Source organism: Spirosoma taeanense, from assembly GCF_013127955.1.
GTDB lineage: Bacteria > Bacteroidota > Bacteroidia > Cytophagales > Spirosomataceae > Spirosoma > Spirosoma taeanense.
Map to the genome: position 1 here is coordinate 5,260,438 of NZ_CP053435.1, position 23,895 is coordinate 5,284,332.

26 protein-coding genes are annotated in these 23,895 nt (G+C 49.6%); 9 read left to right on the forward strand and 17 right to left on the reverse strand.

Annotated elements, in window-relative coordinates; all coding sequences use genetic code 11:
* Positions 1–43: 43 nt before the first annotated feature.
* From HNV11_RS21830 to mog, 3 genes are all read left to right on the forward strand, one after another.
* A complete protein-coding gene (locus tag HNV11_RS21830) occupies positions 44–1,009 on the forward strand; it encodes an isoaspartyl peptidase/L-asparaginase family protein (protein ID WP_171741685.1) in 966 nt (321 codons plus the stop codon).
* Between the two features lie 97 nt (positions 1,010–1,106).
* A complete protein-coding gene (locus HNV11_RS21835; RefSeq protein WP_171741686.1) occupies positions 1,107–2,927 on the forward strand; it encodes a glycosyltransferase in 1,821 nt (606 codons plus the stop codon).
* Positions 2,928–2,991: 64 nt separating this feature from the next.
* Positions 2,992–3,516, forward strand: a complete 525-nt coding sequence (mog, locus tag HNV11_RS21840) for a molybdopterin adenylyltransferase (RefSeq protein WP_171741687.1) — start codon at positions 2,992–2,994, stop codon at positions 3,514–3,516.
* Here mog and HNV11_RS21845 read toward each other — a convergent pair.
* A complete protein-coding gene (locus HNV11_RS21845) occupies positions 3,513–4,709 on the reverse strand; it encodes an anhydro-N-acetylmuramic acid kinase (RefSeq protein ID WP_171741688.1) in 1,197 nt (398 codons plus the stop codon). The two genes, mog and HNV11_RS21845, sit on opposite strands and share 4 nt — an antisense overlap.
* A gap of 86 nt (positions 4,710–4,795) precedes the next feature.
* Between HNV11_RS21845 and HNV11_RS21850 the strand changes: the two genes are divergently transcribed.
* The 3 genes from HNV11_RS21850 (at position 4,796) to HNV11_RS21860 (ending at position 8,089) form a co-directional block, all read left to right on the forward strand.
* The gene (locus HNV11_RS21850; RefSeq protein WP_171741689.1) at positions 4,796–5,707 is read left to right on the forward strand and encodes a fructosamine kinase family protein; all 912 of its coding nucleotides are present in this window, start codon (positions 4,796–4,798) and stop codon (positions 5,705–5,707) included.
* Positions 5,708–5,802: 95 nt separating this feature from the next.
* Positions 5,803–7,209, forward strand: a complete 1,407-nt coding sequence (locus HNV11_RS21855; protein WP_171741690.1) for a DEAD/DEAH box helicase — start codon at positions 5,803–5,805, stop codon at positions 7,207–7,209.
* Positions 7,210–7,282: 73 nt separating this feature from the next.
* A complete protein-coding gene (locus HNV11_RS21860; protein WP_171741691.1) occupies positions 7,283–8,089 on the forward strand; it encodes a tetratricopeptide repeat protein in 807 nt (268 codons plus the stop codon).
* Between the two features lie 46 nt (positions 8,090–8,135).
* Here HNV11_RS21860 and HNV11_RS21865 read toward each other — a convergent pair whose 3' ends face one another.
* Entirely contained in the window at positions 8,136–9,143 is a 1,008-nt protein-coding gene (locus HNV11_RS21865) for a toxin-antitoxin system YwqK family antitoxin (RefSeq protein ID WP_240163635.1), read from the reverse strand.
* A gap of 114 nt (positions 9,144–9,257) precedes the next feature.
* On the opposite strand from HNV11_RS21865, the gene fcl reads away from it, so the two are divergent.
* Positions 9,258–10,199, forward strand: a complete 942-nt coding sequence (gene fcl, locus HNV11_RS21870; protein WP_171741692.1) for a GDP-L-fucose synthase — start codon at positions 9,258–9,260, stop codon at positions 10,197–10,199.
* Positions 10,200–10,280: 81 nt separating this feature from the next.
* On the opposite strand, the gene HNV11_RS21875 is transcribed toward fcl, so the two are convergent.
* Complete coding sequence (locus HNV11_RS21875) at positions 10,281–10,913, reverse strand: acetyltransferase (RefSeq protein WP_171741693.1); 633 nt, start codon at positions 10,911–10,913, stop codon at positions 10,281–10,283.
* Between the two features lie 112 nt (positions 10,914–11,025).
* On the opposite strand from HNV11_RS21875, the gene HNV11_RS21880 reads away from it, so the two are divergent.
* On the forward strand, positions 11,026–11,865 hold the full coding sequence (locus HNV11_RS21880; RefSeq protein WP_171741694.1) for a UDP-2,3-diacylglucosamine diphosphatase: 840 nt from the start codon (positions 11,026–11,028) through the stop codon (positions 11,863–11,865).
* Positions 11,866–11,877: 12 nt separating this feature from the next.
* The gene (locus HNV11_RS21885; protein WP_171741695.1) at positions 11,878–13,029 is read left to right on the forward strand and encodes a glycosyltransferase family protein; all 1,152 of its coding nucleotides are present in this window, start codon (positions 11,878–11,880) and stop codon (positions 13,027–13,029) included.
* A 7-nt stretch (positions 13,030–13,036) separates the two neighbouring features.
* Here HNV11_RS21885 and HNV11_RS21890 read toward each other — a convergent pair whose 3' ends face one another.
* The 14 genes from HNV11_RS21890 to HNV11_RS21955 all read right to left on the reverse strand — a co-directional run bounded on the left by HNV11_RS21890 (position 13,037) and on the right by HNV11_RS21955 (position 23,882).
* Positions 13,037–13,858, reverse strand: a complete 822-nt coding sequence (locus HNV11_RS21890) for a Rossmann-fold NAD(P)-binding domain-containing protein (protein ID WP_171741696.1) — start codon at positions 13,856–13,858, stop codon at positions 13,037–13,039.
* A 2-nt stretch (positions 13,859–13,860) separates the two neighbouring features.
* Positions 13,861–14,889, reverse strand: coding sequence for a hypothetical protein (locus tag HNV11_RS21895; RefSeq protein WP_240163638.1), 1,029 nt, complete (start codon positions 14,887–14,889; stop codon positions 13,861–13,863).
* Positions 14,886–15,677, reverse strand: coding sequence for a hypothetical protein (locus HNV11_RS21900; protein WP_171741697.1), 792 nt, complete (start codon positions 15,675–15,677; stop codon positions 14,886–14,888). The genes HNV11_RS21895 and HNV11_RS21900 overlap by 4 nt, the downstream gene beginning before the upstream one ends.
* A 73-nt stretch (positions 15,678–15,750) precedes the next feature.
* On the reverse strand, positions 15,751–16,353 hold the full coding sequence (locus HNV11_RS21905; RefSeq protein WP_171741698.1) for an RNA polymerase sigma factor: 603 nt from the start codon (positions 16,351–16,353) through the stop codon (positions 15,751–15,753).
* Between the two features lie 123 nt (positions 16,354–16,476).
* A complete protein-coding gene (locus HNV11_RS21910; protein WP_240163640.1) occupies positions 16,477–16,746 on the reverse strand; it encodes a DUF983 domain-containing protein in 270 nt (89 codons plus the stop codon).
* Positions 16,747–16,798: 52 nt separating this feature from the next.
* Positions 16,799–17,080 carry a hypothetical protein gene (locus HNV11_RS21915; protein WP_171741700.1) on the reverse strand — a complete coding sequence of 94 codons (282 nt, stop codon included), beginning with the start codon at positions 17,078–17,080 and terminating at the stop codon, positions 16,799–16,801.
* 12 nt (positions 17,081–17,092) lie between these two features.
* Positions 17,093–17,635 carry a DUF420 domain-containing protein gene (locus HNV11_RS21920; protein WP_171741701.1) on the reverse strand — a complete coding sequence of 181 codons (543 nt, stop codon included), beginning with the start codon at positions 17,633–17,635 and terminating at the stop codon, positions 17,093–17,095.
* A 9-nt stretch (positions 17,636–17,644) separates the two neighbouring features.
* A complete protein-coding gene (locus HNV11_RS21925) occupies positions 17,645–18,355 on the reverse strand; it encodes an SCO family protein (RefSeq protein ID WP_171741702.1) in 711 nt (236 codons plus the stop codon).
* Positions 18,356–18,358: 3 nt separating this feature from the next.
* On the reverse strand, positions 18,359–18,697 hold the full coding sequence (locus HNV11_RS21930; RefSeq protein ID WP_171741703.1) for a cytochrome C oxidase subunit IV family protein: 339 nt from the start codon (positions 18,695–18,697) through the stop codon (positions 18,359–18,361).
* Positions 18,698–18,711: 14 nt separating this feature from the next.
* The gene (locus HNV11_RS21935; protein WP_171741704.1) at positions 18,712–19,509 is read right to left on the reverse strand and encodes a cytochrome c oxidase subunit 3; all 798 of its coding nucleotides are present in this window, start codon (positions 19,507–19,509) and stop codon (positions 18,712–18,714) included.
* Positions 19,510–19,524: 15 nt separating this feature from the next.
* The gene (locus HNV11_RS21940; RefSeq protein WP_171741705.1) at positions 19,525–20,115 is read right to left on the reverse strand and encodes a cytochrome c oxidase subunit 3; all 591 of its coding nucleotides are present in this window, start codon (positions 20,113–20,115) and stop codon (positions 19,525–19,527) included.
* A gap of 6 nt (positions 20,116–20,121) precedes the next feature.
* Positions 20,122–21,003, reverse strand: coding sequence for a heme o synthase (gene cyoE / locus HNV11_RS21945; protein ID WP_171741706.1), 882 nt, complete (start codon positions 21,001–21,003; stop codon positions 20,122–20,124).
* A gap of 1 nt (position 21,004) precedes the next feature.
* Positions 21,005–22,024: a COX15/CtaA family protein gene (locus tag HNV11_RS21950; protein WP_171741707.1), complete on the reverse strand. Its 1,020-nt coding sequence runs from the start codon at positions 22,022–22,024 to the stop codon at positions 21,005–21,007.
* Positions 21,999–23,882, reverse strand: coding sequence for a cytochrome c oxidase subunit I (locus HNV11_RS21955; RefSeq protein ID WP_171741708.1), 1,884 nt, complete (start codon positions 23,880–23,882; stop codon positions 21,999–22,001). The genes HNV11_RS21950 and HNV11_RS21955 overlap by 26 nt, the downstream gene beginning before the upstream one ends.
* Positions 23,883–23,895: the final 13 nt, after the last annotated feature.

Below are 23,895 nucleotides of genomic sequence, written 5' to 3' on the forward strand. Positions count from 1 at the left end.
GCCAACCGTTTATTCCTTTAATTTGAGCCGTAAGGACTTTTTTATGCTAAACCGACGCCGTTTTTTGTCGATCAGTTCGCTGGCCGGCCTGTTTCCAACCTTATCCTCCTGGGCAGTTACATCGGCTCCTGATCCGGCTCCACCCGGAGGTCCTCTGGTCATTTCGACCTGGCGGCAGCCCAAAGCCAACGCAGCCGCGCAGGCCGTACTGGACCGGGACGGACGGGCGCTGGAAGCTGTTGAAGCGGGTGTTCGTGTACCCGAAGCTGACCCCAGCGATACGAGTGTTGGCTATGGGGGCCTGCCTGACCGCGACGGCCGCGTAACGCTCGATGCCTGTATCATGGATGAAAAGGGCAATGCCGGGTCTGTTACGTTTCTGGAGCATATTATGCACCCGATTTCGGTAGCCAGGGCCGTCATGGAAAAGACGCCCCACGTTATGCTTAGTGGCGAGGGCGCTCTGTCTTTTGCGCTGGCGCAGGGGTTTAAAAAAGAAAATCTGCTGACAAAAAGTTCGGAAGCGGCCTGGCGAGAGTGGCTAAAAACTGCCCAGTATAAACCTAAAGTGAATATTGAACGGCACGATACCATTGGCATGCTGGCTATCGACAGCCAGGGTAACCTGTCGGGGGCCTGCACAACAAGCGGCTTGGCCTACAAGATGCACGGTCGCGTGGGCGATTCGCCTATTCTCGGAGCAGGTCTGTTTGTCGACAACGAAATTGGTGGCGCCTGCGCCACGGGTCTGGGGGAACTGGTTATGCGGACCTGCGGCTCCTTTCTCGTTGTTGAGTTGATGCGTCAGGGACGTACGCCCCAGCAAGCCTGCGAAGAAGCGGCTCTACGTATTGTTAAAAAGCAGGATTATAAAGATGTTCAGGTTGGTTTTGTGGCTGTCAATAAGCAGGGCGAATATGGGGCATTCAGCATCCAGACCGGCTTCAATTTCACTTTATCTCAACAGAAAGAGACACGAGTTATAGAAGCCCGGTCATATTTGAAATAAACAACTTTCTCTTTTATTGTTTATACTGCAAACGTAACGGCTTAAACGCCCGGTTACAGAGTATAATCCTGAACAATGAGCCAAACCACTAACTATTTTGGAATCGGTATTTTCAACGTCTAAGCGGAAACTACTGCTTGAGGTCGCCTGGGAGGTGTGCAATCAGGTAGGTGGAATTTATACGGTCATCCGGTCGAAAGTTCCGGCTATGGTCGAGAAATGGGATGATAACTACGTGGCCCTTGGCCCCTACTTTCCCCAACGGGCTGCTGCCGAGTTTGAGCCCATTCCTGACTCTGACGAAACCGAAATCGGGCAGACAGTCCGTAAAATGCGGCAGATGGGCTATGGCGTCGAGTATGGTTACTGGCTCGTAACGGGTCGGCCAAGAGTCGTGCTGTTTGATATTAATAGTATCAGCACCGATCAACTGAACGTCATAAAAACCCAGCTCTGGGTGAACCATCAATTATCAACGCTCCACGTTGAAGACCTGGTTAACCAGACGATTGCCTTCGGAGAGATGGTGCGTCAGTTTATTACGCTGCTGGCGGCTGACCATTCCAAGCGGGTTGATTTTGTAGCCCATTTTCACGAATGGATGGCAAGTACGGGTCTGCCCGATCTGCGTCGGGAGAACGTAAAGGTGGCAACCGTCTTCACCACCCACGCGACGATGCTTGGCCGGTACCTGGCTCAGAATGAACCCGGCTTCTACGGCAAACTTCCGTTCTTCGACTGGAAACGGGAAGCGCAGCATTACGGCATTGATACGCAGGCCACCATTGAACGACTGGCCGCAATGCAATCGCACGTATTTACGACTGTCAGCGACGTGACGGCCCGCGAGTGCGAAGTTTTCCTGGGTCGAAACCCCGACCTAATCCTGCCCAACGGTCTGAACATCACCCGATTCGCGGCTGTTCACGAGTTCCAGAACCTGCATGTTCGGTATAAGCAGAAGATTCATGAATTTGTCATGGGGCATTTTTTCCAGAGTTATTCATTCGATCTGGAGAAGACACTTTATTTCTTTACGTCGGGCCGGTTCGAGTTTTCGAATAAAGGGTACGATCTGACGCTCGAAGCCCTGGCCCGGCTGAACTTTAAAATGCGGGAGGCCGGTATGGACATGACGGTCGTTATGTTCATGGTTACTAAACAGCCTTATACGTCCATCAACCCCGATGTAATGCACTCGCGGGCCCTGCTCGACGAGATCCAGGAAACCTGCGAAAGCATCGAAAAACAGGTGGGTGAGCGCTTGTTTCAGGCGGCCGCTTCCGATCCGCAGGGCACTACCCTACCCGACCTGAACAAGTTTGTGGATGAATACTGGCGGCTTCGGCTTCGGCGTACGGTGCAGAGCTGGAAAACAAAGCACCTGCCGCCTTTTGTGACCCATAACCTGGTGCAGGAAGATGACATGACCCGCTTTATCCGGCAGGCTAACCTGGTCAATAATGAATATGACCGCGTCAAAATCGTGTATCACCCCGATTTCATAGCCTCAACTAATCCCCTCTTTGGCCTTGATTACAGCCAGTTTGTGCGGGGTTGCCATCTGGGCGTATTCCCAAGCTATTACGAGCCCTGGGGCTACACGCCCCTGGAGTGCGTGGTTCGGGGCATTCCCACCGTTACCAGCGACCAGTCGGGCTTCGGGGATTTCATTATGCAGATCATGCGTGATTACGAAAACCGGGGCATTTATGTCATCAACCGCCGGACGCAGAACTTCAACGAAGCGGCTGACCAACTGGCCAATATTCTGTTCCGGTTCGTCCGCGCATCGCAGCGCGACCGTATCGCCCAGCGTAACCGCGTTGAGAGCATTGCTGAGGTCTTTGACTGGATCAACCTACGTTCTTATTACGACACAGCCCACGACCTGGCCCTGAAGCGGAAGAAACCATAGTTCCTGGCAGCTGTTTGTCTTTTGAGTGGGGCACCTCATTCCAAAAGACAAACAGCAATTCACTATGATAAAAATTGGTATTATCAATGTCTCCGACCGGGCCAGTGCTGGTGTCTATGAAGATATACCCGGCAAAGCCGTTGTCGCGCTGCTGACAGACTGGCTTAGTTGTCCGTGGGAGCCGGTCTACCGCGTTATACCCGATGAGCAGGACGAGATTGAAGCCACCCTCATTAAATTGGCCGATCTGGAGGGCTGCTGCCTGGTTGTCACTACCGGCGGAACGGGCCCTTCTCCCCGCGACGTAACGCCTGAAGCAACCGAGGCCGTCTGTCAGAAGATGATGCCCGGCTTTGGCGAGTTGATGCGGCAGGAGAGCCTCAAGTATGTTCCGACGGCCATTCTGTCGCGCCAAACCGCCGGTATACGTAACCAAACGCTCATAGTAAATTTACCCGGTAAACCCAAAGCTATCGAGCAGTGCCTTTCTATTGTCTTTCCGGCAATTCCCTACTGCATCGACCTGATTGGCGGCCCGTTTTTGACGACGCACGAGGATAAAATGACGGTTTTCAGGCCAAAAAGTTAGCGGGGAAAACTTACCTTGCCCATGGTAACGGAGGGAACGCCCTGCCGGTTACCAAACGACGTATTTCCTCCGGCCAGGCTTTCATTCGCTAGAACGGCAAACAGAACAGCCTCTTTAGCATCGCCGTTGATGCCCAGTTCGTTGGTTTGGCTAAACGTGCAGAACGGCAATTGGCCCTGAATAGCAGTCGTCAGAGCAGGGTTGTGCATACCTCCTCCGCTCATATAAACCGCGTAGGTTTCTCCTGATTGCATAATGCCCCGGATGGCATCAACGATTGTATCGGCGCTGAACTGCACAAGGGTTGCCATCAGATCGGCGGGCGACAAATCCACTGTCTGACTGTCGGCCTGGGCCGCCTGGACATAAGAGACGTTAAAAACTTCCGGCCCGGTGGTTTTTGGAAACGGCGCGTTGAAAAAAAGGTTGGCTTTCAGGGCATCCAGCAATTGGCTGTTAACGTGTCCGCTGGCTGCCAGTTGCCCGTTTTCATCATAGGGTTTGTTCAGCAGTCGCCGGGCAAACGCGTCCAGGAGCGTGTTGCCCGGCCCGGTATCGGTCGTAAATACGGCACTGGCATCCTGGCTCGCCGGCAGGTACGTAAAATTGGCAATCCCGCCCATGTTCAGCAGGATGCGGTTTTGACCAGATTTTGAAAACATAAAATAGTCGCCGTAAACCGCCAGCGGTGCACCTTCTCCCCCGTGTGCAACGTGTTTTTGCCGAAAATCGCTGAAGGTGGTGATTCCCGTTATGGCCGCAATATGGTCACCATCGCCGATCTGTAAAGTAGCATTGGGGAACTTATCATGCCGGTGCTGACTTTTTGGGGCGTGATAAACCGTTTGGCCATGGCTGGCTACAATGTCAATATCAGCCGGTTCCAGCCCCCATTCCTGCAAACAGTTTAGAATCATCTGAGCGTGCAGCTGCCCGATGTACGGATTCAGTAAACAAAGCTGCTCAAACTCTATTTCTGGCCTGGCAAAGATGGTCCGAATATCAACTTTCAGATTATCGGTATAAGGAATGGTAGCAAATCGCTCAAGCGTGACGCTGGTAGCCGGTCCACTGCCCGAAATCTGACACAGCGCAACATCGAGGCCATCGAGCGATGTACCCGACATCAACCCAATGATTCGGCGTTCAGGTTTGCTGGCAATGGTATAGAGCTGTTGAATCTGCTGGTTCATGGTTTACGGGCTGGGGGAGGAGTAATAATTCGGCAAACTACCGAAAAAGCGAACGATAAACCGAGTTACCATAAATAGCATTTTGGATGAATTTCTGGGGCGACGAGCAATTTTCATTTTTCGAAAGCATTTTGTTTCAAACGCTGGGTAAAACGGTTGAGGTTATCGAGATGCAGTTTCTGGCCGGTGGCGACATTAGTACAGCCGCACAGGTGTTTTCGTCGGAAGGTGTTTTCTTCGTTAAGTGGAGTCAGGTCTTGCCCAATCCAGAATTGGAGTCAGATGCCGGTCAACTAAACCCGTTTGAGGCAGAAGCCCGTGGTCTCGACCTGCTTCGGCAGACCGACGCACTAACGATTCCCTGGGTTATCGGCCACGGTCATCAGGCGAGTATGGCCTATCTGATTTTAGAATTTATTGATTCCGGAACTCCCGCCAAAACCTACTGGGAAACCCTGGGCCAGGCGCTGGCAGTTGTTCATTCGCACACCCAATTAAAATTCGGGCTGGATTTCGCCAATTATATCGGCTCTTTACCGCAGAGCAATACGCCCATGCCCAATGGAGCGGAATTCTTTTTTGAGCAGCGTCTGCTGCCCCAGGCAGGTATGGCCTTTTACAAGGGTTTGCTGTCACGAACCTGTTATGACGCGCTTTTCAGGCTTCGCGACCGCCTGCCCGCGCTATTACCCAACGAGCGTCCGGCCCTGTTGCACGGTGATTTGTGGTCGGGTAATGTGATGGTAACCAAAGTTGGCCAGCCGGCCCTGATTGACCCGGCCGTATATTACGGCCTCCGCGAAGCTGAACTGGCCTTTACAAAGCTATTTGGCGGCTTTCACCAGCGTTTTTACGATGCCTATGACGAAGCGTTTCCGTTAGAGGAGAGCTTCAGCGAACGTATCGCAATCTACAATCTTTACCCGTTGCTCGTCCATGTGAATCTGTTTGGGTCTGGCTACGTTAGTGGTGTGGAGCGGGTACTAAAGCAGTTCTGACATCTCGGGCATTTACAATCGATTCAAACGTAATTCAGGATTGTAAGCCTTTATGCAATTCCGGCCGCAGCCTGCGCCGGGCACAGATTATAGTTATGGAAATTACCTCTTTCGAGCAGTTCGATCTTAATCGGCAGTTACTCAATGCCATCGCTGACCTAGGCTACACCGAGCCTACGCCCATACAGCAGAAAACTATTCCGCTGAGTCTGGATAACCACGACGTATTGGGTATCGCCCAGACGGGTACCGGCAAAACTGCGGCCTATCTGCTGCCCCTGCTCATGAAGATAAAATACGCGCAGGGTGATGCTCCGCGTGCATTAATTCTGGCTCCGACGCGTGAGCTGGTCATGCAGATCAATCAGGCGATAAGCGAGCTGGGCAAATACACCGACCTGCGGCACCTGGCGCTTTATGGCGGCCTGGGGCCCAAAACCCAGATTGAAACGCTCCGCCAGGGCGTTGATATCCTTGTGACGACACCAGGACGTTTTATAGACCTGTATCGCCTGGGCGAGATCGTTACCAAAGAAATTCGGACGATGGTGCTGGACGAAGCCGACAAAATGATGGATATGGGCTTCATGCCCCAGATCCGTTCTATTCTGGAAGTTATTCCAACCAAGCGACAAAATCTGCTTTTTTCGGCAACTTTCGGCGGTCGGGTCGAGCGGTTGTCGGAAGAATTCCTGGAAGCGCCTATCCGGATTGAGGTAACTCCTCAGGCATCTACTGCCGAGATGGTCAGCCAGGTTATCTATTCTGTACCCAACTTCCGGACTAAAATCAATCTGCTGGATCACCTCATTAACAAAGACACCTTTCAGCGGGTTATCATCTTCGCCCGTACCAAAGGGACAGCCGAAAACATTTATAAGTTTCTGGCCCGGAAAGTCGTCGAGCCCGATAAGATTCGGGTTATTCATGCTAATAAAGGCCAGAATACGCGTATCAATGCGATGGACGCTTTCAAGGAAGGGAATGTTCAGGTTCTGGTCGCTACGGACGTTGCCGCGCGGGGGATTGACGTAGCCGAAGTGAGTCACGTGATCAACTTCGACGTACCGCTTATTTACGAAGACTACGTACACCGTATCGGCCGAACGGGCCGCGCCAATCGCACCGGTGAGGCCATTACGTTTGTGACTATGGCCGAGGAATACCACGTGCTGAAGATAGAAAAAATTATTCGCATGACGGTTCCGCGGCAGCCCCTGCCAGCTGAGGTAAAAGTCACTGAAACGCCGTTCGACGAGCAGCAGGCCATGCTGCGGGAGTTAGATGAGCAGCGCCGAAAAGAAGATCCGACGTTTTTAGGCGCCTTTCATGAAAAAAAAGAGAAAAACTCCCCGGCTGGCAAAGGTCGGCAAAAAGGTCCCTCTAAGCCTACAGGCACGAAAAGACCGGCCACCCGTGCCACAAGTCCGCGATCAGGCAGTTCAACAGCGAGCAAAACGGGAAATACAAAACGCTCAGGACCAAGGGGAGGCCGACGGTAATATGCCAGTAATGTACTAACTTGGTTTCCCCATTCGTTTTACCGAAACAAATGCGAGTAGCATAATCCTCAGTATGAACGTTCGGATGAATCTGGTGCGGTTGAGTTTGGTAGCGTTGCCGTTTGTATCGGCGGCCCAGCCCAGACAGCTTATAACCTCGGCGCGGCCCGCGGCTGCTCAGGTCATGAGTCATACTGCGACCACTACGAGCGAACAGAACCATCCGGCCGCCGAGTTATCTGAAAACACCGGAAACGAAGAAGCCACCGGTTCTCTTAAAATACAGCCCCTGTTTGGCGAACGCCCCAAAACGGCCGCCCAGATCGACGAAGAAATTCATTTTCTGAACGATTGCGATCAAAATTTCGCCAGCCGCTACGAAGCCAGTGACTTTTTCGCGGCCCGGGGCTGGGATTACGTCGCTGACAGGCAACTGGATACAGCGGCTTACCGCTTCAATCTGGCCTGGCTTCTGAACGACCGGAATGCGGATGCCTACTGGGGCCTGGGCGTAGTTAGTTATCAGAAAGACCGGCTACCGGAGGCTATCCGTATGCTGAAAAAAGGCCTGAGCATAGCCGATACCAATGCTGTCCTGATGGCGGATTTAGCAACGCTTCTGATTAAGCAGTATCAGCTTAAGCCAGATTCAACCGATCTGACCGAAGCAGAAACGATTCTGATAAAAGCGGTATCCCTTAGCCCTACCATGGCAAGTGCTTATCAGAAGCTGGCAATGATCAACCTGCTTCAAACCGAATACGACAAAGCCTGGGAGTATTTTCACCGCGCTCGCAGCCTCGATCTGTCGGTTCTGGACCTGACTTTACTGAACGATCTGCTGGCCAAACGACCCGACCCGCAGGGAGTATTCAAATAACGTTAAAAATAAAAAAAGGAGCTGGCTGGCTCCTTTTTGTTTATTCTTAGTTGTCGGTTTCTTCTTCCTGAATAACTTTTTCCTTGGCTCGTTCGTAGATTAGCTTTCCTTTTTCGTCCCACTCGCTGATGACGTAAGGCTCAAACTCCGTATCCCACCGATCGCTGGCGTACTGCGTTAGCTTACGTCGCATGCGACGGCCACTGGGGTTGATAGGGTAAAATTCCGTCCATCGGCCCACTTTTACGCCGTTGTCATACTTACCCTCTTCGGCAAGCAGGCCATTCTCGTGAAAAGCCATATAGGTGCCTTTAACCGTACCATACTCGATGGGAATGATTTCCTTGATTTTTCGATGCGCAGAGTCATAGTACGTAAGCCGGGATTCGGCCGGGACGCCCCGTAGCCAGCGGGTTTTATCAATCAGCATGAAATTAGGGTCGTATTTTTCCCAACGGCCATCTTTCATGCCCGCATAATAGTAGCCTTCCTCCACCAGATTGCCGTTCTGGTAGCGTCTATAGGGGCCATGCATCAGTAATCCAGTTCCTTCGTCCTTTATAATTGAACTCGTCACCCGGCCGCTCCGCTGATAATACCGATACACATCCCGGACGTAAGGCAACGGTTTAGCCCCATCATTATCTTTCAGAATATAAAACTCCTCAACAATTGTGCGGTCGCCACTGCCCATTTTTGTATAAGCTTTGAGCATAGGTAAACCTTCGTATTCGGTCTTAGCGTTTTTGTTTTTTGTCTTACGAGCCGCTTTCTGCTTTTTCAGCTGCTTTAGTTTAAGCCCTAAATCCGGCATTATTTCGGCCAGGTAAGCATCTTTCTGCTCTTTCAGCGACGACATCGAGGGCAATCCAAGCGTAGTCAGCGACGCAGGGCCGGACGAGAATGGCGAGACCGGCGCCCCAGAAGGAGCTAAAACTGGCTTCGACGCCGTTGTTAGCGAGGCTGGCGTAGTTGTTTGTGCCACCGCCCACAAAACACCAAAAACCAGCAATAAGGCAATAGCAATACAACGCTTAAGCAATAATGTGGGCATGACGAAATAGATATTTGGTGTCTTAGATTTGTTACTTTTGCAACGCTGGATTTATTGGTATTATTTCCTTTTTTCGTAGGCCGGTAGCCCGGCACAGTATCTAAAACAATAGTCGTGGAAAAACAGGCTCGCATTTACGTTGCCGGACACCGGGGGATGGTGGGCTCAGCCCTTGTTCGTAAGCTCCAGGCCGAAGGTTATACCAACATCATTACGCGCACTTCTTCAGAACTGGACCTGCGCAACCAGGCCGCCGTTGCCGACTTTTTCGCTGACGAACGCCCGCAGTATGTGTTTCTGGCAGCCGCCAAAGTAGGTGGCATCCTGGCGAATAACACCTATCGCGCCGAGTTTCTGTACGACAACCTGATGATTGAATCAAACATCATTCATAGTGCCTATCAGACCGGTGTTCAAAAATTGCTGTTCCTGGGCTCGTCCTGCATTTACCCCAAGCTGGCTCCGCAGCCACTCAAGGAAGAGTATCTGCTGAGCGGGTACCTGGAGCAGACGAACGAGCCGTACGCCATTGCCAAAATTACGGGAATTAAGCTTTGCGAAGCTTATCGGAGTCAGTATGGCTGTAACTTTATTTCGGCCATGCCAACAAACCTTTACGGCCCGAACGACAACTACAACCTTCAGGGTTCACACGTTTTGCCGGCCCTGATCCGCAAATTTCACGAAGCAAAAAGTAATAATCAGCCATCGGTTGAAGTTTGGGGAACGGGTACACCCCGGCGTGAATTCCTGCATGCCGATGATCTGGCCGACGCCTGCTTGTTCCTGATGGAAAATTATGATGGTGAACAGTTTGTCAACATCGGCACGGGTGAAGACGTAACCATCCGGCAGCTAACCGAACTGGTCAAAGCCGTAATTGGGTACGACGGCGAAATTCGCTGGAATACGGACAAACCCGACGGCACTCCCCGCAAACTGATGGACGTATCGCGGCTCCACGCAATGGGCTGGAAGCACACAACCGAGCTTCAGCAGGGTATCGAACAGACATACCAGGACTTTCTGACCAACGAGGTTATATATGTGGAATAAATAAACACCCTCAAATCAGCGGGCAGGTACCCAGGAAGAGATTATCTTCCTGGGTACCTGCCCGCTGATTTATATACCACTCTACAGTTTCTTCGCCGGATTACCGAACACAGTCACGCCTGCTTCGACATTCTCCACAACGACCGATCCGGCACCAATACGCGCGTTTTTTCCAATGCTTATTCCGGCCACTATCGTTACGCCTGCCCCAACAAAAGCGCCTTCATCAACAACAACTCCGCTGCCGATCAGGCTTCCGGTTCCAATCTGAATGTAATCGCCGAGTTTAGCCTGACTTTCGATAACGGCACCAGACTGAATGATACAGTGCTGACCAATTTCAGCAAACGGATTTACGACCGCACGAGCCGCAATCAGGTTCCCGTGACCAAGTGTTGCAGATGCCGACACGACAGCTGTATCGTGGATCGCATTGACGGGCTGTACCTTGCGCCGATCGTTCAGCATTTTTACCAGACGTTTCCTGACGCGGCTATCGCCAATAGCCACAAAGGCTTCGCATTTCTGGCCGATAAGCTTCAAAAAGCCGTCATCATCGGTTTCGCCCAGCACCGACACATCACCAAATTCTTTGCCATGTAGGTCTTTATTATCATCCAGCAGGCCATACACAACTACGTTATTGCGATGAAACAAGTCCAGGGCCGTAACGCCAAGACTCCCCGCCCCGAAAATTAGCACCGGATTCTCCATGTATCGTATTAGATTAAGTCAATGTGAACATTAGCGGTTTCAAAGCTAATATGTTGTCGATTTAGTAATATTCACGTAAATCCTACTTCATGAATGGGGTGTAGCTTCGTTCATGAAATCCAGTACGCAATTTCGCACGATTGTACTCTCTGATATTCACCTCGGCACGGCCGGGTCGAAAGCAAAAGAGGCCACCGAGTTCCTGCGTAATTATTCCTGCCAGAAATTGATTCTGAATGGCGACATTATCGATGGCTGGCAATTAAAGCAGTACGGCACCTGGAAAAAAAAGCACACTGCTTTTTTTAAAACGGTTTTAAAGCAAATCGTTCACTACGATACCAAAGTTGTTTATCTGCGCGGGAATCATGATGACTTTCTGGATCAGGTGATGCCGCTTAAAGTGGGAAAAAACTTTTCGATCCGCAAAGATTACGTGCTTACCTCGGGTAGCCGTAAGTTTTACGTGACCCACGGCGATGTGTTCGATTCCATTACGTCTCAGATGAAGTGGCTTGCTTATCTGGGCGATGTAGGCTACACGTTTCTGCTCTGGGTTAATAAATTTTATAATAACTACCGTGCCTGGCGGGGATTGCCCTACTACTCACTATCGCAACAGGTTAAGCATCGGATCAAACAGGCCGTCAATTATATCTCAGATTATGAGCAGAAGCTGACCGAGCTGGCTCGGGCACGGGGTTGCGACGGCATTATCTGCGGTCATATTCACCAGCCCGCAATCCATGATTTCGATGGCATTCATTACATGAACTCCGGGGATTGGGTCGAGTCGCTAAGCGCTCTTGTCGAAGATCATGACGGCAACTGGAGCCTGCTTTACTATACCTCCGATCTGGCCGAAGACGACGAGCAGGAAATCATGGTCCGAAAGGCAGCAAAGAAAGCGAAGCGACTTGCTCAGACAGAACTGGCGATCCGGTCTGAATAACTTCCTACAACTATGCGCGTTCTATTTCTAGTGCAGGGCGAAGGCCGCGGGCATCTGACTCAGGCTTTATCGTTAGCCCAGATTTTACAAACGGCCGGACATGAGGTTATAGGAGCCCTGGTCGGCGTAACGGCCGAACGAGGTATTCCGGCGTTTTTCAGCGAAAAATTTACGGCGCCGATTACGCCTGTCTTTAGTCCTGGACTGGTGTATAACGTTGGCACAAACGAACTCGAACCGGTTAAAACCACCCTTCAGGCCATTCAGTACATCCGTCCCTTCTGGCGCAGTCTGCGGTATGTGCGGGACACCATTAACGCACAGCGCCCGGACGTTGTCGTTAACTTTTACGAAATGCTCGGCGGACTAACTTATGCGCTATTACGTCCAGCCGCGCCGATGGTCTGCATTGCTCACCAGTATTTTGCCTTCCATCCCAATTTTCAGCGGCCGAAAGGGCAGTGGTTTTATCGGCAGGCTTTCAGACTAAATACCCGCCTGACCTGTTTTGGCGCCCGGGAGCTGCTGGCTCTTTCGTTTGACAAACAACCCGATGAACCGCGTCAGCGAATACGGGTAGTGCCCCCCCTGTTACGTCAGGAAATTACCGAGTTGAAGCCTACCCCAGGTGATTTTCTGCTGGCTTATGTTACCCAGCCGGGCCTGCGGGTGGAGCTATTGAAAGCGCACCGGCAACGCCCGGACATTCGCATAGACGGCTTCCATGCAGAAGCCACCGGCCCCGATCAGGTTGTGGACGAAACCCTGACTTATCACGCCATTGATGGCAGGCGGTTTCTGGACTTCATGGTCCGCTGTAAAGCGATCGTTACAACTGCTGGTTTTGAGTCGGTGTGTGAGGCTGCTTATCTGGGAAAACCCGCCCTGATGATCCCGCAGCCAAACCATTTTGAGCAGGCCTGCAACGCCATTGATGGGCAGCGGGCCGGTGTTGGTATAGCCTCTGACCGATTCGATCTGGAGCAATTGTTAGCCTACTTACCCAAGTATGATGTTGATCTGAGTGAGCGTTTCAGAGCATGGCACGCACAAGGCTATTTTTTATTCCTGGCCGCCCTAAATCGGGCAGCTTCCTCCCGCACGCGCTCAAACTCATCGGGCGGCTTTTTCTGGACACGCGTCCGGCAACTGCTGCGCTCCTGAACAGAAGCTAACTATATAGAAAATCTAACGGATTCGGGTAACGAAAGGCGTATTCAGTTTGCTGGATCAGCTTGGCGGAACTGATGCTTTTGAAGGGTTTGGGTTCAGCGGGCTGAATGAAGACTGGCAAGGCACAATCAAAATCTGCGCAGCTTTTACGGTAAATGGCCTCACGAGTGGGGTGCTCCGGCGCTACTGCGTTAAACGTACCCGACGTTTTCTGCCGAATTAGGTTGGTTAGAATTTCGACTGCATCATCCCGGTGCAGGTAGTTGACCGGTACGGCTCCGCTATCGACGGTACGGCCCGCTACATACTTGCCCGGAATGCGATTGTAACCCATTAAACCACCGCAACGCAATACAGTTACGATTCGCTCTGGTGCAAGCTTAGTGAACAGTTGTTCGGCCTGAACCAGCGCCGGTGCGGCCGAATGGCTGGGCTCCGTAACATCTTCCTCAACCAGAGTCCGGCTCAGTTCGGGGTATACTGATGTTGAGCTGACGTAAATCACGTGCGTCACAGGCGAGCTTTGCACAGCGTTCACCAGGTGCTGCATCTGCTGCGGATGAAAGTCGTCTCCCAGTTTGCCAGCCTTCGGCGGAACATCAATCAGGAGCGTATCGGTCCGTAGCAAATCATGTAAGTTTCCTACAGGATGAGGGGCAAGCTGGAGTTGGTAGGCTTCGATTCCCTTCTCAGCCAGCATAGGTATTTTATCGGACGACGTTGTACTCCCTTTGACGGCGTATTCATCGGCTCTGAGCCGCTCAGCTAATGGCAGGCCTAACCAGCCGCAGCCAATAATTGAAATAACCAGCCCAGCCATATTTAGAAACCAATTCCGAAACTGACCGTCCGTACGTCAGGGCCTTTGCCCGGCTCGAACAAAGGACTAAGATCGTACTTCACAAAAAAGTTGGCACTTTTAATTCCAAGATGAGCCATTAATCCGTACCGGTAATCATTCAGATCGAAATTAAAATGGCGTCGGTCCCGGTTACCATCGGCTTCCTTGATTTTCCGATAGCTGTCAAGCCGATAGTTTACATAGCCTCCTACGCCCAGATGACAGATCTTCCGTCCATCGCTGTTGTAAAAAGTGATCCGGGGCACCACCGGGATCCCAATCGTGCAGATGGTTAGCTTACTCTTCTGCAGATCACGACCAGCATCAGGGAAGGCGATTCCGGCAGGTGTCTGCTCGGCTATATTATTACCATCGAACATAAAATTGTTCCAGGCCACCTCAGCGCCGTAATACAACTTTAACGAAGCGTATCTTCCCCGAATGATTGTTGGCATGGCCCCAATAGCCAGGGCTACGTAGCGGGAGCCTATGGGTCTCAGATCGTAACTATCTTCCGGATAGGCGGGTAACTGACCACGCTGAATAAAGTTGTTTAATCCAATACTTATGCTGTAGTCGATATTGTGTCCGTTATCCTTTTTCTGGCGTTTGGCTCGCTGGTAGTCCCGGTCATTATTGGAGTCTGAACTCTGTTTTTTAGTCGAATCTACCTTGGTTTTATCGGCTCCGTTAATTACAATGGTTATTCCATCTTTCTTTTTGGTGACGACCAGCACTGTATCTTTCAGATAGCGACCGCCGTCCCGGGAAATCGCGTGCTGACCACCCGGTACCGAATCAAGCTGCATGCTCATTTCCCGCACAATCTTATTCAGATCGTAATTTGACAACGCTTGAATACCTGCTTTGTCAGGCGCATAAATAACCAGCCGGGTGCGGTTAGCAAACCGGATAACCAGTGAATCGGTGGAATGCACGGGGGCAGCCTGCACCTCGTAGGCTGCTATTAAACTAATGACCATAAAGGCCATACGGACTATACCATTCATTGCTTAGTGGGTTTATCTTTATCCAAACTGTGCTTTAACCCATTATAGGCTCGGCCAAGTAGCCCCCGGTCGTCGTCGTTATCATGTCGAGCGAGAATTTCACCTTGTTTAATACGTTTAACCTGCTGCCAGATAGTACCAGCCCGGCTTTCTTTTTCGGGTTTATTATCAACGGCCGCAACCATTTTTTCCTCAACCGCCATTTTAGCTGCCTGCCGAGCCGCTACCAGCGCTTCGGGCTCAGCAATTGTTACAATTAGTACCCGCTCCGAAGATGGGCCAGGCTTAGAAGCCAGTTGTTCCTGCGCAGGTGTTGCTGTTGGTTTACCCAAATCGGCAGGTATTCCCGCCGGATTCGCCCTGGTTTCTACGACTTTTGTCTGTGCCAAAGCGGCTTCATCCAGTGCAAACACAGGTTTAGCAGATGGTTGCCGCCACGAACGAGCCGATTTGGTCATGGCTGGCTTTTCAGCTCTGGCCAACTGCCCGCCCTCCGTTCCCTGATCAACGGGCAGCGACCTTGCCTGTTCTCCAGCAGAAATACGAGTTTCCTTCGCACTGGCTACTACTTCCTGCTTCGATGACCTCCCGTCATCCTTGTTTGATAAGCCAGCGGGACCCTTCGCCCCAGCAACCTGCGAATTACCAGGCAAAGCAGTATTCGTAGAAGGCCAATAAAGCCAGCCAAACAGGCAAACAACAACCAGGCAGGCGGCAATCGCCATGTAGCGATGTATGGCAAGATTGCGCCAGAACACGACTCGTGTTTCCTGTTTGTTTTGCTCCATACGCGCCCGTAACCGCTCAAAGCCGCCCGAACTGGGTGGCAGTGATAAGTTGCTTAGCTTACGGGCGAACAAATCATCTATTGGTTGTTTTTCTATATGCTTTTTCATGGAGTTCAGTCAGCGCTTCCAGTTCCAGTTTCTTTAATTTCATTTGCAGCAGGGTCCGGGCCCGACTTAGCTGCGACTTCGACGTTCCTTCCGAAATACCGAGCATCTCCGCAATTTCAGCGTGAGAGTAACCTTCAATTGCGTATAAGTTAAACACCGTCCGGTAGCCATCGGGCAGTTGGTTTACCATACCTAACAGATCACTTTCGTTTACGGCGGTATCAGCCCATTCGTAATCCGGCTCCACCGTAACGTCTTCAATAGGTATCTCCTGGCGCCACTGCCTGCTTTTTCGCAGGAACATCAGTGATTCGGTCACCATGACCCGGCGCATCCACCCTTCAAAGCTCCCATCTTCGCGAAATTGCTCAATCTTTTCAAACACGCGCATAAAGCCATCCAGCATGACTTCTTCAGCATCATCCCGGTTGGTACAATATCGGGTACAGACCGCCAGCATTTTACCCGCAAACCGTTCATACACAACTTTATGCGCGCGGTTATCGCCCCGCTTCAAGGCAGCCACCAATTGCGCTTCAGTCGTGAAAAACGGTATAATTCGGAGCATAATCGTTTAGGTTCGACAACAAGATGCAAATTAGCCCGGAGCAGGTTGCATGAGGTACGAAAAATTTTAGAACCTATGACTCATTCATGATCACAAGCCTACGGGCAAACAAAAAGGGGCTTCTCAGAGCCCCTTGATATATTTGATTCCGGCTACGTAATGCAACCAGATTACGCGTGATATTCGAAAATTAATCGGTGCAATCAGCAGCATGGCAATAGCCACAACGGTTGCGTAAACCCAACCCGACGGGTCGTTGGCCAGATAAAAGAGCAGGAAGCCGAGCGCCAGTGCAACTCCGCCCGAAATAGCGTAGCTCACATACATAGCCCCGATAAAATAACCGGGCTCAACTTCATACCGCAGGCCACAATGCGGACAGAATTCATACATGTCGTCGAAGCCCCTGGGTGAATAGAACGGCTTGCAGAAAATTTTGCCTTTCCTACACCTGGGACAAAGCCCGTTTAACGCGGCTTCTAATTTCGACACGTTTTCCATACTCACGTTTGCTGTTGCGGTACCAGAGATACCCAATCGAAGCTACGATCAGATAGGGCGCAGCCAATAAATACATAATTCCAATGTTCAGATCCGACGCTATTACGCTCCGGCCATTGCTGACCGTGCTTTCGACCGTCCCCCGGCACATAGCACACTGCGCCATCAGGTCAGGAGTAAGCGCTATGAAGACAACAACTAATAGCCAACACTTCCAGTTTTTCATTCTTATTCTGAGTTAATGGACGTAATAAGGCTTAATCATTAAATACACTACCACACCCGTTATGCTTACGTAAAGCCAGATTGGGAAAGCCCATTTTACAGTTTGCTTATGTCTGGCAATCTGGCCACTCAAGGCGAAATAAACAGCCCGTAAGACAAACCAAACGACTACGATTGACAGCAGAATATGCGACACCAGAAGAAAATAATAAACCGGCCGCACCCAGCCCTGACCACCATAAGCGGTAGATTCATTCGTGAGGTGATACAAAACGTAGCTAACCAAAAAGAATGAACCGAGCGTAAAGGCTGTCAGCATTGTTCGCTTATGGGCTACAACGTTTTTCTGCCGAATGAAATACAAACCTAACAATAACAGGACTGACGTCAGCGAGTTAATAATGCCATTAATATGCGGCAGATACGTTGTCCAGCTTCCCAGATCAACTTTCTGCCGGATACCCAGCAAGATCGCAACGGCAATAGGGATTGCCAGCGATAAAACATTAATAACCCGATTAGCTTTCTGTTCCTGAACGGGCAAGAGCGTTTCCATAAGAGATGATTATTCTTTGCTGTAGATGTCCAGCAAGATACGGATTTCAAGTACTAAACGGTCTACGTCTTCCTTGTCGGTCCCGTCGTAGAAACCCCTGACAATGCCTTCTTTATCTACTAATACCAACTTTTCGCTATGGATAAAAGTTTCGTCGGGCTTGCCTTCCTTCACCCCCGCGTCAACAGCAGGAAGATAATATCCATGCATCGCCAGATCATAGATAGCGTCTTTGCTGCCCGTCAGAAAATACCACCTGCCGGGAATGGCTTCGTATTTATTCGCGTAGGCTTTTAACTGCTCTGGCCGGTCATGTTCAGGATCGACGGAAAACGACAGGAATTTTACGTCCGGACTATTTCGAAAGATATCCTGTACCCGCGTGAGCTGTGAAGCTATTTTCGGACAGATCGTACTGCAACGCGTGAAGAAGAAATCCGCAACGTGTATTTTTCCTTTAACTATTGATTGATCAACCTGATCCCCATTCTGGTCAATCAAATTAAAGGGCGGAATATGGTTGTAGATAGTATCCGTCACCTCCCGACCGTCCGCCAGTTTTACTTTACCCATTAACGGCTCACTTCTGGCAGAATCAATTTTGGGCAGATAACGCGGCAGAACGTAGTGGTTTTGAGTACCAAACCGCAGAAATACATACAGCAAAGCCGGGACCAGCAGCGTAGCGAGCAGGATCCCGGCTTTTCGAGTGTTCGTCATGATTTACCTTAATTGGAAAATCGAGCTACCTTCCGTAAGTAATGCAATTAGCAGCCAGACTACAAATAGTACGGGAATCGTGATCGCCCAGATCAGGCTTTTCACCTCATGCTTTAAGTGCATAAACTCACCAACAATATAGAATGCTTTAACAAGGGTCATCCCTACGAAAATTGACGTCCGCAGCGTCCCTGCATGCATCAAATAAGCCAGCGTAAATTCTATTGCTGTAATCACCGACAGAATAATGAAGGTACGCCAGATAGCGCCTGTTTGTGCCGGAGCTACTTCCGTACCGGCATGTCCGTCGTGATGGTGTTGTACGTGTGCGTGGTCAGCCATATAACAAGTAGTTCTTAAACCAGATAGAAGAAGGTGAAGACGAAGACCCAGACTAGATCGACAAAGTGCCAGTAAAGACCAACCTTCTCAACCATTTCATAATGGCCACGGCGATCATACAGGCCTGTTGCCGCCCGGTAAAAAATTAATATGTTCAGAACAACGCCACTGAGTACGTGCGTACCATGGAAACCTGTGATAAAGAAAAACAGGTCTGCAAACGCCGGAGGCCCATATTGATTCTCGACCAGATTAGCCCCGAAAATAGTGCGCTGGAGAGTCTGCCCGTTTAATATCTCTGTAATAACCGTTCCCTGTTCGGTTCCGTGAATGAAGTGTGACCATTCCCACGCCTGGCTTCCCAAAAAGGTAATTCCCCCCAGAATTGTCCAGAGCATATACTTTTCGACAGCTTTACGATCCATCCGGTGTCCAGCTTCAACAGCCAGTACCATAGTGACGCTACTGAAAATAAGGATAAACGTCATAATACCGACGAATACCAGCGGAGCGTGTACGCCGTGCAGAAACGGGACAGAAGCATAAACCTGCTCAGGCGTTGGCCAGTACAGATTCGAGAATTTAAACACTTCCCCATAAATGGCGGGGTCCCATGCCGGGTAGCTAAACCGAATCAGACCATACGTAACCAGCAAAGCCGAAAACGTAAAGGTGTCTGAAATGAGGAAAAACCACATCATTAGCTTGCCGTAGCTCGCATTCATCGGTTCGACACCGCCCATCCAGGTTTTTTTGTCGAACGTTTGTCCCGAGTCGGTCGTTACGGTCTCGGTCGTCACTGTAGCCGCCATGCGTCTAAGAGATTATCAATGAAAATAGACTAAAAAGAAAAACAAATACAGCCACAATATGTCTAGAAAATGCCAGTATGTGGCGGCAATTTCTATCTGATTTAAGCTTTTGGCATGAATTTTCACCCGGAAAGCCGCGACCAGCGCAAACAACAAAACAATTAAACCGGAAATCAGGTGGAACCCATGTAGTCCGGTGAATATATACATGAATGAACCGGCGGGATTACCGACAAAGAAAACCTTTTCATTTACCAGTTGAATCCAGCCCTGGAACTGCATATACAAAAACGCTATTCCGAGTGCAAAAGTAATAGTTATCGCTGTCTTCAGACTTCCGAAGTTGTCTTTTTTTGCAGATAGATGCGCCCAGTGCATTGTTATGCTACTAAGCACCAACACAACCGAACTATAGGTAAAGATGGGAGGGATAGTATACTCTAACCAATTACCTTCAGCCCGACGAACCAGGTACGCGCTGGTCATTGCTGCGAACAGCATTATTATACTAACTATAAACAACCACAAGATAAACTTGCGGGGGTTCATTGAGAGAGTCTCTTCCGGCTCCTCGACTATTGAAATATCATTTACTAACTCGCTCATGCTTGGTTACACTTTATCGATCAGGTAAACAATCTGCACGATAGGTAGATACAGCAATGATCCAAACATCATTTGTAATGCCGCTTTATCCGTGCAGGTCCTCATTAAGTGAAACGTCTGGGCCAGGAACAAGATTCCGCCAACCATAGCAACCAGAGCTGAATTTATGCCTGTTACGCCTAGCATATAAGGTAGCCAGCCTACCGGAATCAGAAAGAGAGTATAAATCATTATTCGGAAGGCCGTTTCGGCATTTTTTCCACTACCGGGCATCATTTGGATACCAGCTTTCTTGTATTCATCGAATGCCAGCCAGCCAATAGCCCAGAAGTGAGGAAATTGCCAGAAGAATTGAATGGCAAACAGAATACCAGGTGCCCAGCCAAAATGATTAGTAGCTGCTACCCAGCCGATCATGGGTGGAAACGCGCCTGGTAAAGCTCCAATGTAAACGGCAATCTGACCTTTACGCTTTAAGGGTGTATAAACAAATCCATACAGCAATAAAGAAAGCACAGCCAGCGCAGCCGCACGAATGTTGAAAACTTCAACAAATAGATAACAGCCAATACCAAATAAAATGAAAGTAAAAATAGCCGCTTCATTAACTGTCAACCGACCGGTTGGCAATGGCCGAACAGCAGTCCGTTTCATCACCTTATCGGAATCTTTCTCAATAATCTGATTTATGGTGTTAGCTGCTCCCGTGATTGCAATAGAAGCAATTATCAGTACGCCTATTTTCCACCAAATTACCTGATCTGCGGCCAGGCAGTACCCAAATACGCCAGAGAAAACAACTGCCAGCGTCAACTTCAATTTGATTAACTCAATGTATGCCTTCGCTTTTGCGTTAACAACGAGGCTAAGACCCAGTAATTTTTCCATTCTAAACTTTCTGTAAACGCGACTGTATAATAGCCGGGTTTAATAAAATCAACTTGGGGTTCACGAGCAGCAAAATAACAAATTGTACTCCGATCATTAACACTGCCAGTAACAGATGGATAGGCTGAGCTGCTGCGGGTACTGCGAAATAGCCCATAATTGCTCCTGTTGCTATTTCAGCGCCTACTAAAGCAATTAGCCCCTTTGTCAGCTGTTTTATAAGCCCCTGTTTAGCGGTTCTGTTCGACTGATAAATCAAGATTATATGAAAAAATAATATAACCAATGAAAATGAACGATGAACATAGAAGCGCCAATCAAGACTTCCGATCCAGCTGTTGCGTTGTTGATAACCCAGCTGTTTAACAGCTTCGTCGAGTGCATCCCGGACTTGTGTGCCCAATAATATCTGTCCCAGAGACAGGATTATTGTTACGAACAAAATTCTTTTTAATGCTGAACTGTTTTCACCTATCAGGCTAGACTGAAGCCTGTCTGCATTCGAGCGAATCAGCACAAAAAGTAAGGCGAAAACAACAAGGATCGCTAGCAGCAAATGCAGTGTGATCATATACTGGGCCAACTCCGTTGCAACAACCTTTGAGCCCAGCCAGCCATTTGCCCCTATTAATAGAAAAGCAGCAGCACTTGCCCAGAAAATAGCCCTGTCTCTATGTAAATAAGTTAGCGATGCCAGCAAGGTGGCAAAAACAAAGAAACCCGACAATACACCCAATAAGCGGTTGGTGTATTCTATCCAGGTTTTGACCGCGTTGAACTCAACCTCACCTTTCAGTTTGGCTCCGTAAATCTGCTGATAGTTCGGTGGTAGTTGAGACGCTTCTGTTGGAGGAATCCAGCGGCCAAAGCATTTTGGCCAGTCTGGACAGCCCATTCCGGAGCCCGTACCTCTGACAATACCTCCTGCAAGAATCAACAGGTAGATAATAGATACGGTCAGAAGCGCCAGGCTCCGGAAGCGCTGTTCACGTTTATCAATGAGGTTGTTTGAACTGATCATTCAGATTTTGTGCCTCAATCTCTTTCTCCAAAGAAATCAACTCATTCTCATGCGGAAGGTTGGATTCAGGAGTTTGCGAGTATGGCACATTCTGAGGAATAAAATCATCTTTCGCGCCAGGCTTGCTATAATCATATGGCCAACGGTAAACCGCCGGAATTTCTCCTGGCCAGTTACCATGCCCTGGATTAATTGGAGTCGTCCATTCAAGCGTGTTAGACTTCCATGGATTCTGTGGAGCCTTTTTACCTTTGAACAAACTATAGACAAAGTTCCAGATGAAAATCCATTGTGCTGCAAAGGTGAAAATGGCAGCAATACTGATAAAGCTATTCATATCCGCGAAGATATTCTTCGTGAAGTCATAACTGGTAAAAGCATAATACCGGCGCGGGAATCCAGCAATACCAATATAGTGCATGGGGAAGAATACCAGGTAAATTCCAATGAATGTTAGCCAGAAGTGGATGTATCCTAGTTTTTCATTCATCATCCGTCCAAACATCTTGGGGAACCAGTGATACACACCTGCTAACAGACCGAAAGCTGATGCCGCACCCATTACCAAGTGGAAATGAGCTACCACAAAGTAAGTATCGTGCAGTTGGATGTCTAGTGCTGAGTTACCCAGAATAAGTCCGGTAAGCCCACCCGAAATAAAGAAGGATACCAGACCAATTGAGAACAGCATAGCTGGCGTAAAGCGAATATTACCCCGCCATAACGTCGTGATATAGTTAAACGCTTTAACCGCCGATGGGACTGCAATGATCAGCGTCAGGAACATGAAGATAGACCCCAGGAATGGGTTCATGCCGGTCACGAACATATGGTGAGCCCATACAATGAACGCCAGGAAGGCAATACCCATCATAGAGGCAATCATGGCCCGATAACCGAAGATTGGCTTACGAGCGTTTGTAGCAATAATCTCCGAAGTCATCCCAAGGGCGGGCAACAAAACGATATACACCTCAGGGTGCCCCAGGAACCAGAACAAGTGCTGGAACAGAATTGGGCTACCGCCTACGTTCGGCAAAGCTTCACCGTTTACGTAAATCTCTGACAAATAGAAACTGGTGCCCAGGCTGCGGTCAAAAATCAGCAGTAAAGCTGCCGAGAGAAGTACTGGGAAAGAAATAAGCCCCAAAACGGCTGTCAGGAAGAATGCCCAGATAGTCAGCGGCAACTTACTGAACGACATGCCCCGGGTACGTAGATTAATAACTGTTGTGATATAATTGATACCACCCAATAGCTGCGACACAATAAAGAGCGCCATACTTACTAACCACAGGGTCATACCCAATTGGGATCCGGGGTTTGCCTGTGGCAAAGCACTCAAAGGTGGATAAACCACCCAACCTCCGCCAGCGGGTCCAGTTTCGATGAATAAGGACGACAGCATGACGACACTAGCTACAAAAAAGAACCAGTATGACAGCATGTTCAGGAAACCAGACGCCATATCACGGGCACCAACCTGAAGCGGAATAAGGAAATTTGAGAACGTTCCGCTCAATCCGGCTGTCAGGACAAAGAACACCATAATGGTGCCATGCATTGTTACAAGCGCCAGATAAAAGTTAGGATCGAGTTTATTAGACTCATTAATCCAATTTCCCAGAATTGGGCGTAAAAAACCCAGGTTCATGTCAGGGAAACCTAACTGAAGCCGGAACATTACCGATAGGCTAATACCAATAACTGACCAGATGATACCTGAAATCAGATACTGTTTAGCAATCGTTTTATGGTCTTCGGAAAAGATATACTTGCGCCAAAAACTTTGCGGCTCGTGATGATCATGCTCAGCGGCATGAGCTACAGTCGCCGGATTAGCTGCTACAGTCGCCATAGTATTTGGTTTG

Bases quoted from the DNA above. Each gene is read 5' to 3' on its own strand.
- HNV11_RS21830 (WP_171741685.1), top strand. From the start codon at position 44: ATGCTAAACCGACGCCGTTTTTTGTCGATCAGTTCGCTGGCCGGCCTG.
- mog (WP_171741687.1), top strand. From the start codon at position 2,992: ATGATAAAAATTGGTATTATCAATGTCTCCGACCGGGCCAGTGCTGGT.
- HNV11_RS21845 (WP_171741688.1), bottom strand. From the start codon at position 4,709: ATGAACCAGCAGATTCAACAGCTCTATACCATTGCCAGCAAACCTGAA.
- HNV11_RS21850 (WP_171741689.1), top strand. From the start codon at position 4,796: ATGAATTTCTGGGGCGACGAGCAATTTTCATTTTTCGAAAGCATTTTG.
- HNV11_RS21855 (WP_171741690.1), top strand. From the start codon at position 5,803: ATGGAAATTACCTCTTTCGAGCAGTTCGATCTTAATCGGCAGTTACTC.
- HNV11_RS21860 (WP_171741691.1), top strand. From the start codon at position 7,283: ATGAACGTTCGGATGAATCTGGTGCGGTTGAGTTTGGTAGCGTTGCCG.
- HNV11_RS21865 (WP_240163635.1), bottom strand. From the start codon at position 9,143: ATGCCCACATTATTGCTTAAGCGTTGTATTGCTATTGCCTTATTGCTG.
- HNV11_RS21875 (WP_171741693.1), bottom strand. From the start codon at position 10,913: ATGGAGAATCCGGTGCTAATTTTCGGGGCGGGGAGTCTTGGCGTTACG.
- HNV11_RS21880 (WP_171741694.1), top strand. From the start codon at position 11,026: ATGAAATCCAGTACGCAATTTCGCACGATTGTACTCTCTGATATTCAC.
- HNV11_RS21885 (WP_171741695.1), top strand. From the start codon at position 11,878: ATGCGCGTTCTATTTCTAGTGCAGGGCGAAGGCCGCGGGCATCTGACT.
- HNV11_RS21890 (WP_171741696.1), bottom strand. From the start codon at position 13,858: ATGGCTGGGCTGGTTATTTCAATTATTGGCTGCGGCTGGTTAGGCCTG.
- HNV11_RS21895 (WP_240163638.1), bottom strand. From the start codon at position 14,889: ATGAATGGTATAGTCCGTATGGCCTTTATGGTCATTAGTTTAATAGCA.
- HNV11_RS21900 (WP_171741697.1), bottom strand. From the start codon at position 15,677: ATGGAGCAAAACAAACAGGAAACACGAGTCGTGTTCTGGCGCAATCTT.
- HNV11_RS21905 (WP_171741698.1), bottom strand. From the start codon at position 16,353: ATGCTCCGAATTATACCGTTTTTCACGACTGAAGCGCAATTGGTGGCT.
- HNV11_RS21910 (WP_240163640.1), bottom strand. From the start codon at position 16,746: ATGTATGAATTCTGTCCGCATTGTGGCCTGCGGTATGAAGTTGAGCCC.
- HNV11_RS21915 (WP_171741700.1), bottom strand. From the start codon at position 17,080: ATGAAAAACTGGAAGTGTTGGCTATTAGTTGTTGTCTTCATAGCGCTT.
- HNV11_RS21920 (WP_171741701.1), bottom strand. From the start codon at position 17,635: ATGGAAACGCTCTTGCCCGTTCAGGAACAGAAAGCTAATCGGGTTATT.
- HNV11_RS21925 (WP_171741702.1), bottom strand. From the start codon at position 18,355: ATGACGAACACTCGAAAAGCCGGGATCCTGCTCGCTACGCTGCTGGTC.
- HNV11_RS21930 (WP_171741703.1), bottom strand. From the start codon at position 18,697: ATGGCTGACCACGCACACGTACAACACCATCACGACGGACATGCCGGT.
- HNV11_RS21935 (WP_171741704.1), bottom strand. From the start codon at position 19,509: ATGGCGGCTACAGTGACGACCGAGACCGTAACGACCGACTCGGGACAA.
- HNV11_RS21940 (WP_171741705.1), bottom strand. From the start codon at position 20,115: ATGAGCGAGTTAGTAAATGATATTTCAATAGTCGAGGAGCCGGAAGAG.
- cyoE (WP_171741706.1), bottom strand. From the start codon at position 21,003: ATGGAAAAATTACTGGGTCTTAGCCTCGTTGTTAACGCAAAAGCGAAG.
- HNV11_RS21950 (WP_171741707.1), bottom strand. From the start codon at position 22,024: ATGATCAGTTCAAACAACCTCATTGATAAACGTGAACAGCGCTTCCGG.
- HNV11_RS21955 (WP_171741708.1), bottom strand. From the start codon at position 23,882: ATGGCGACTGTAGCAGCTAATCCGGCGACTGTAGCTCATGCCGCTGAG.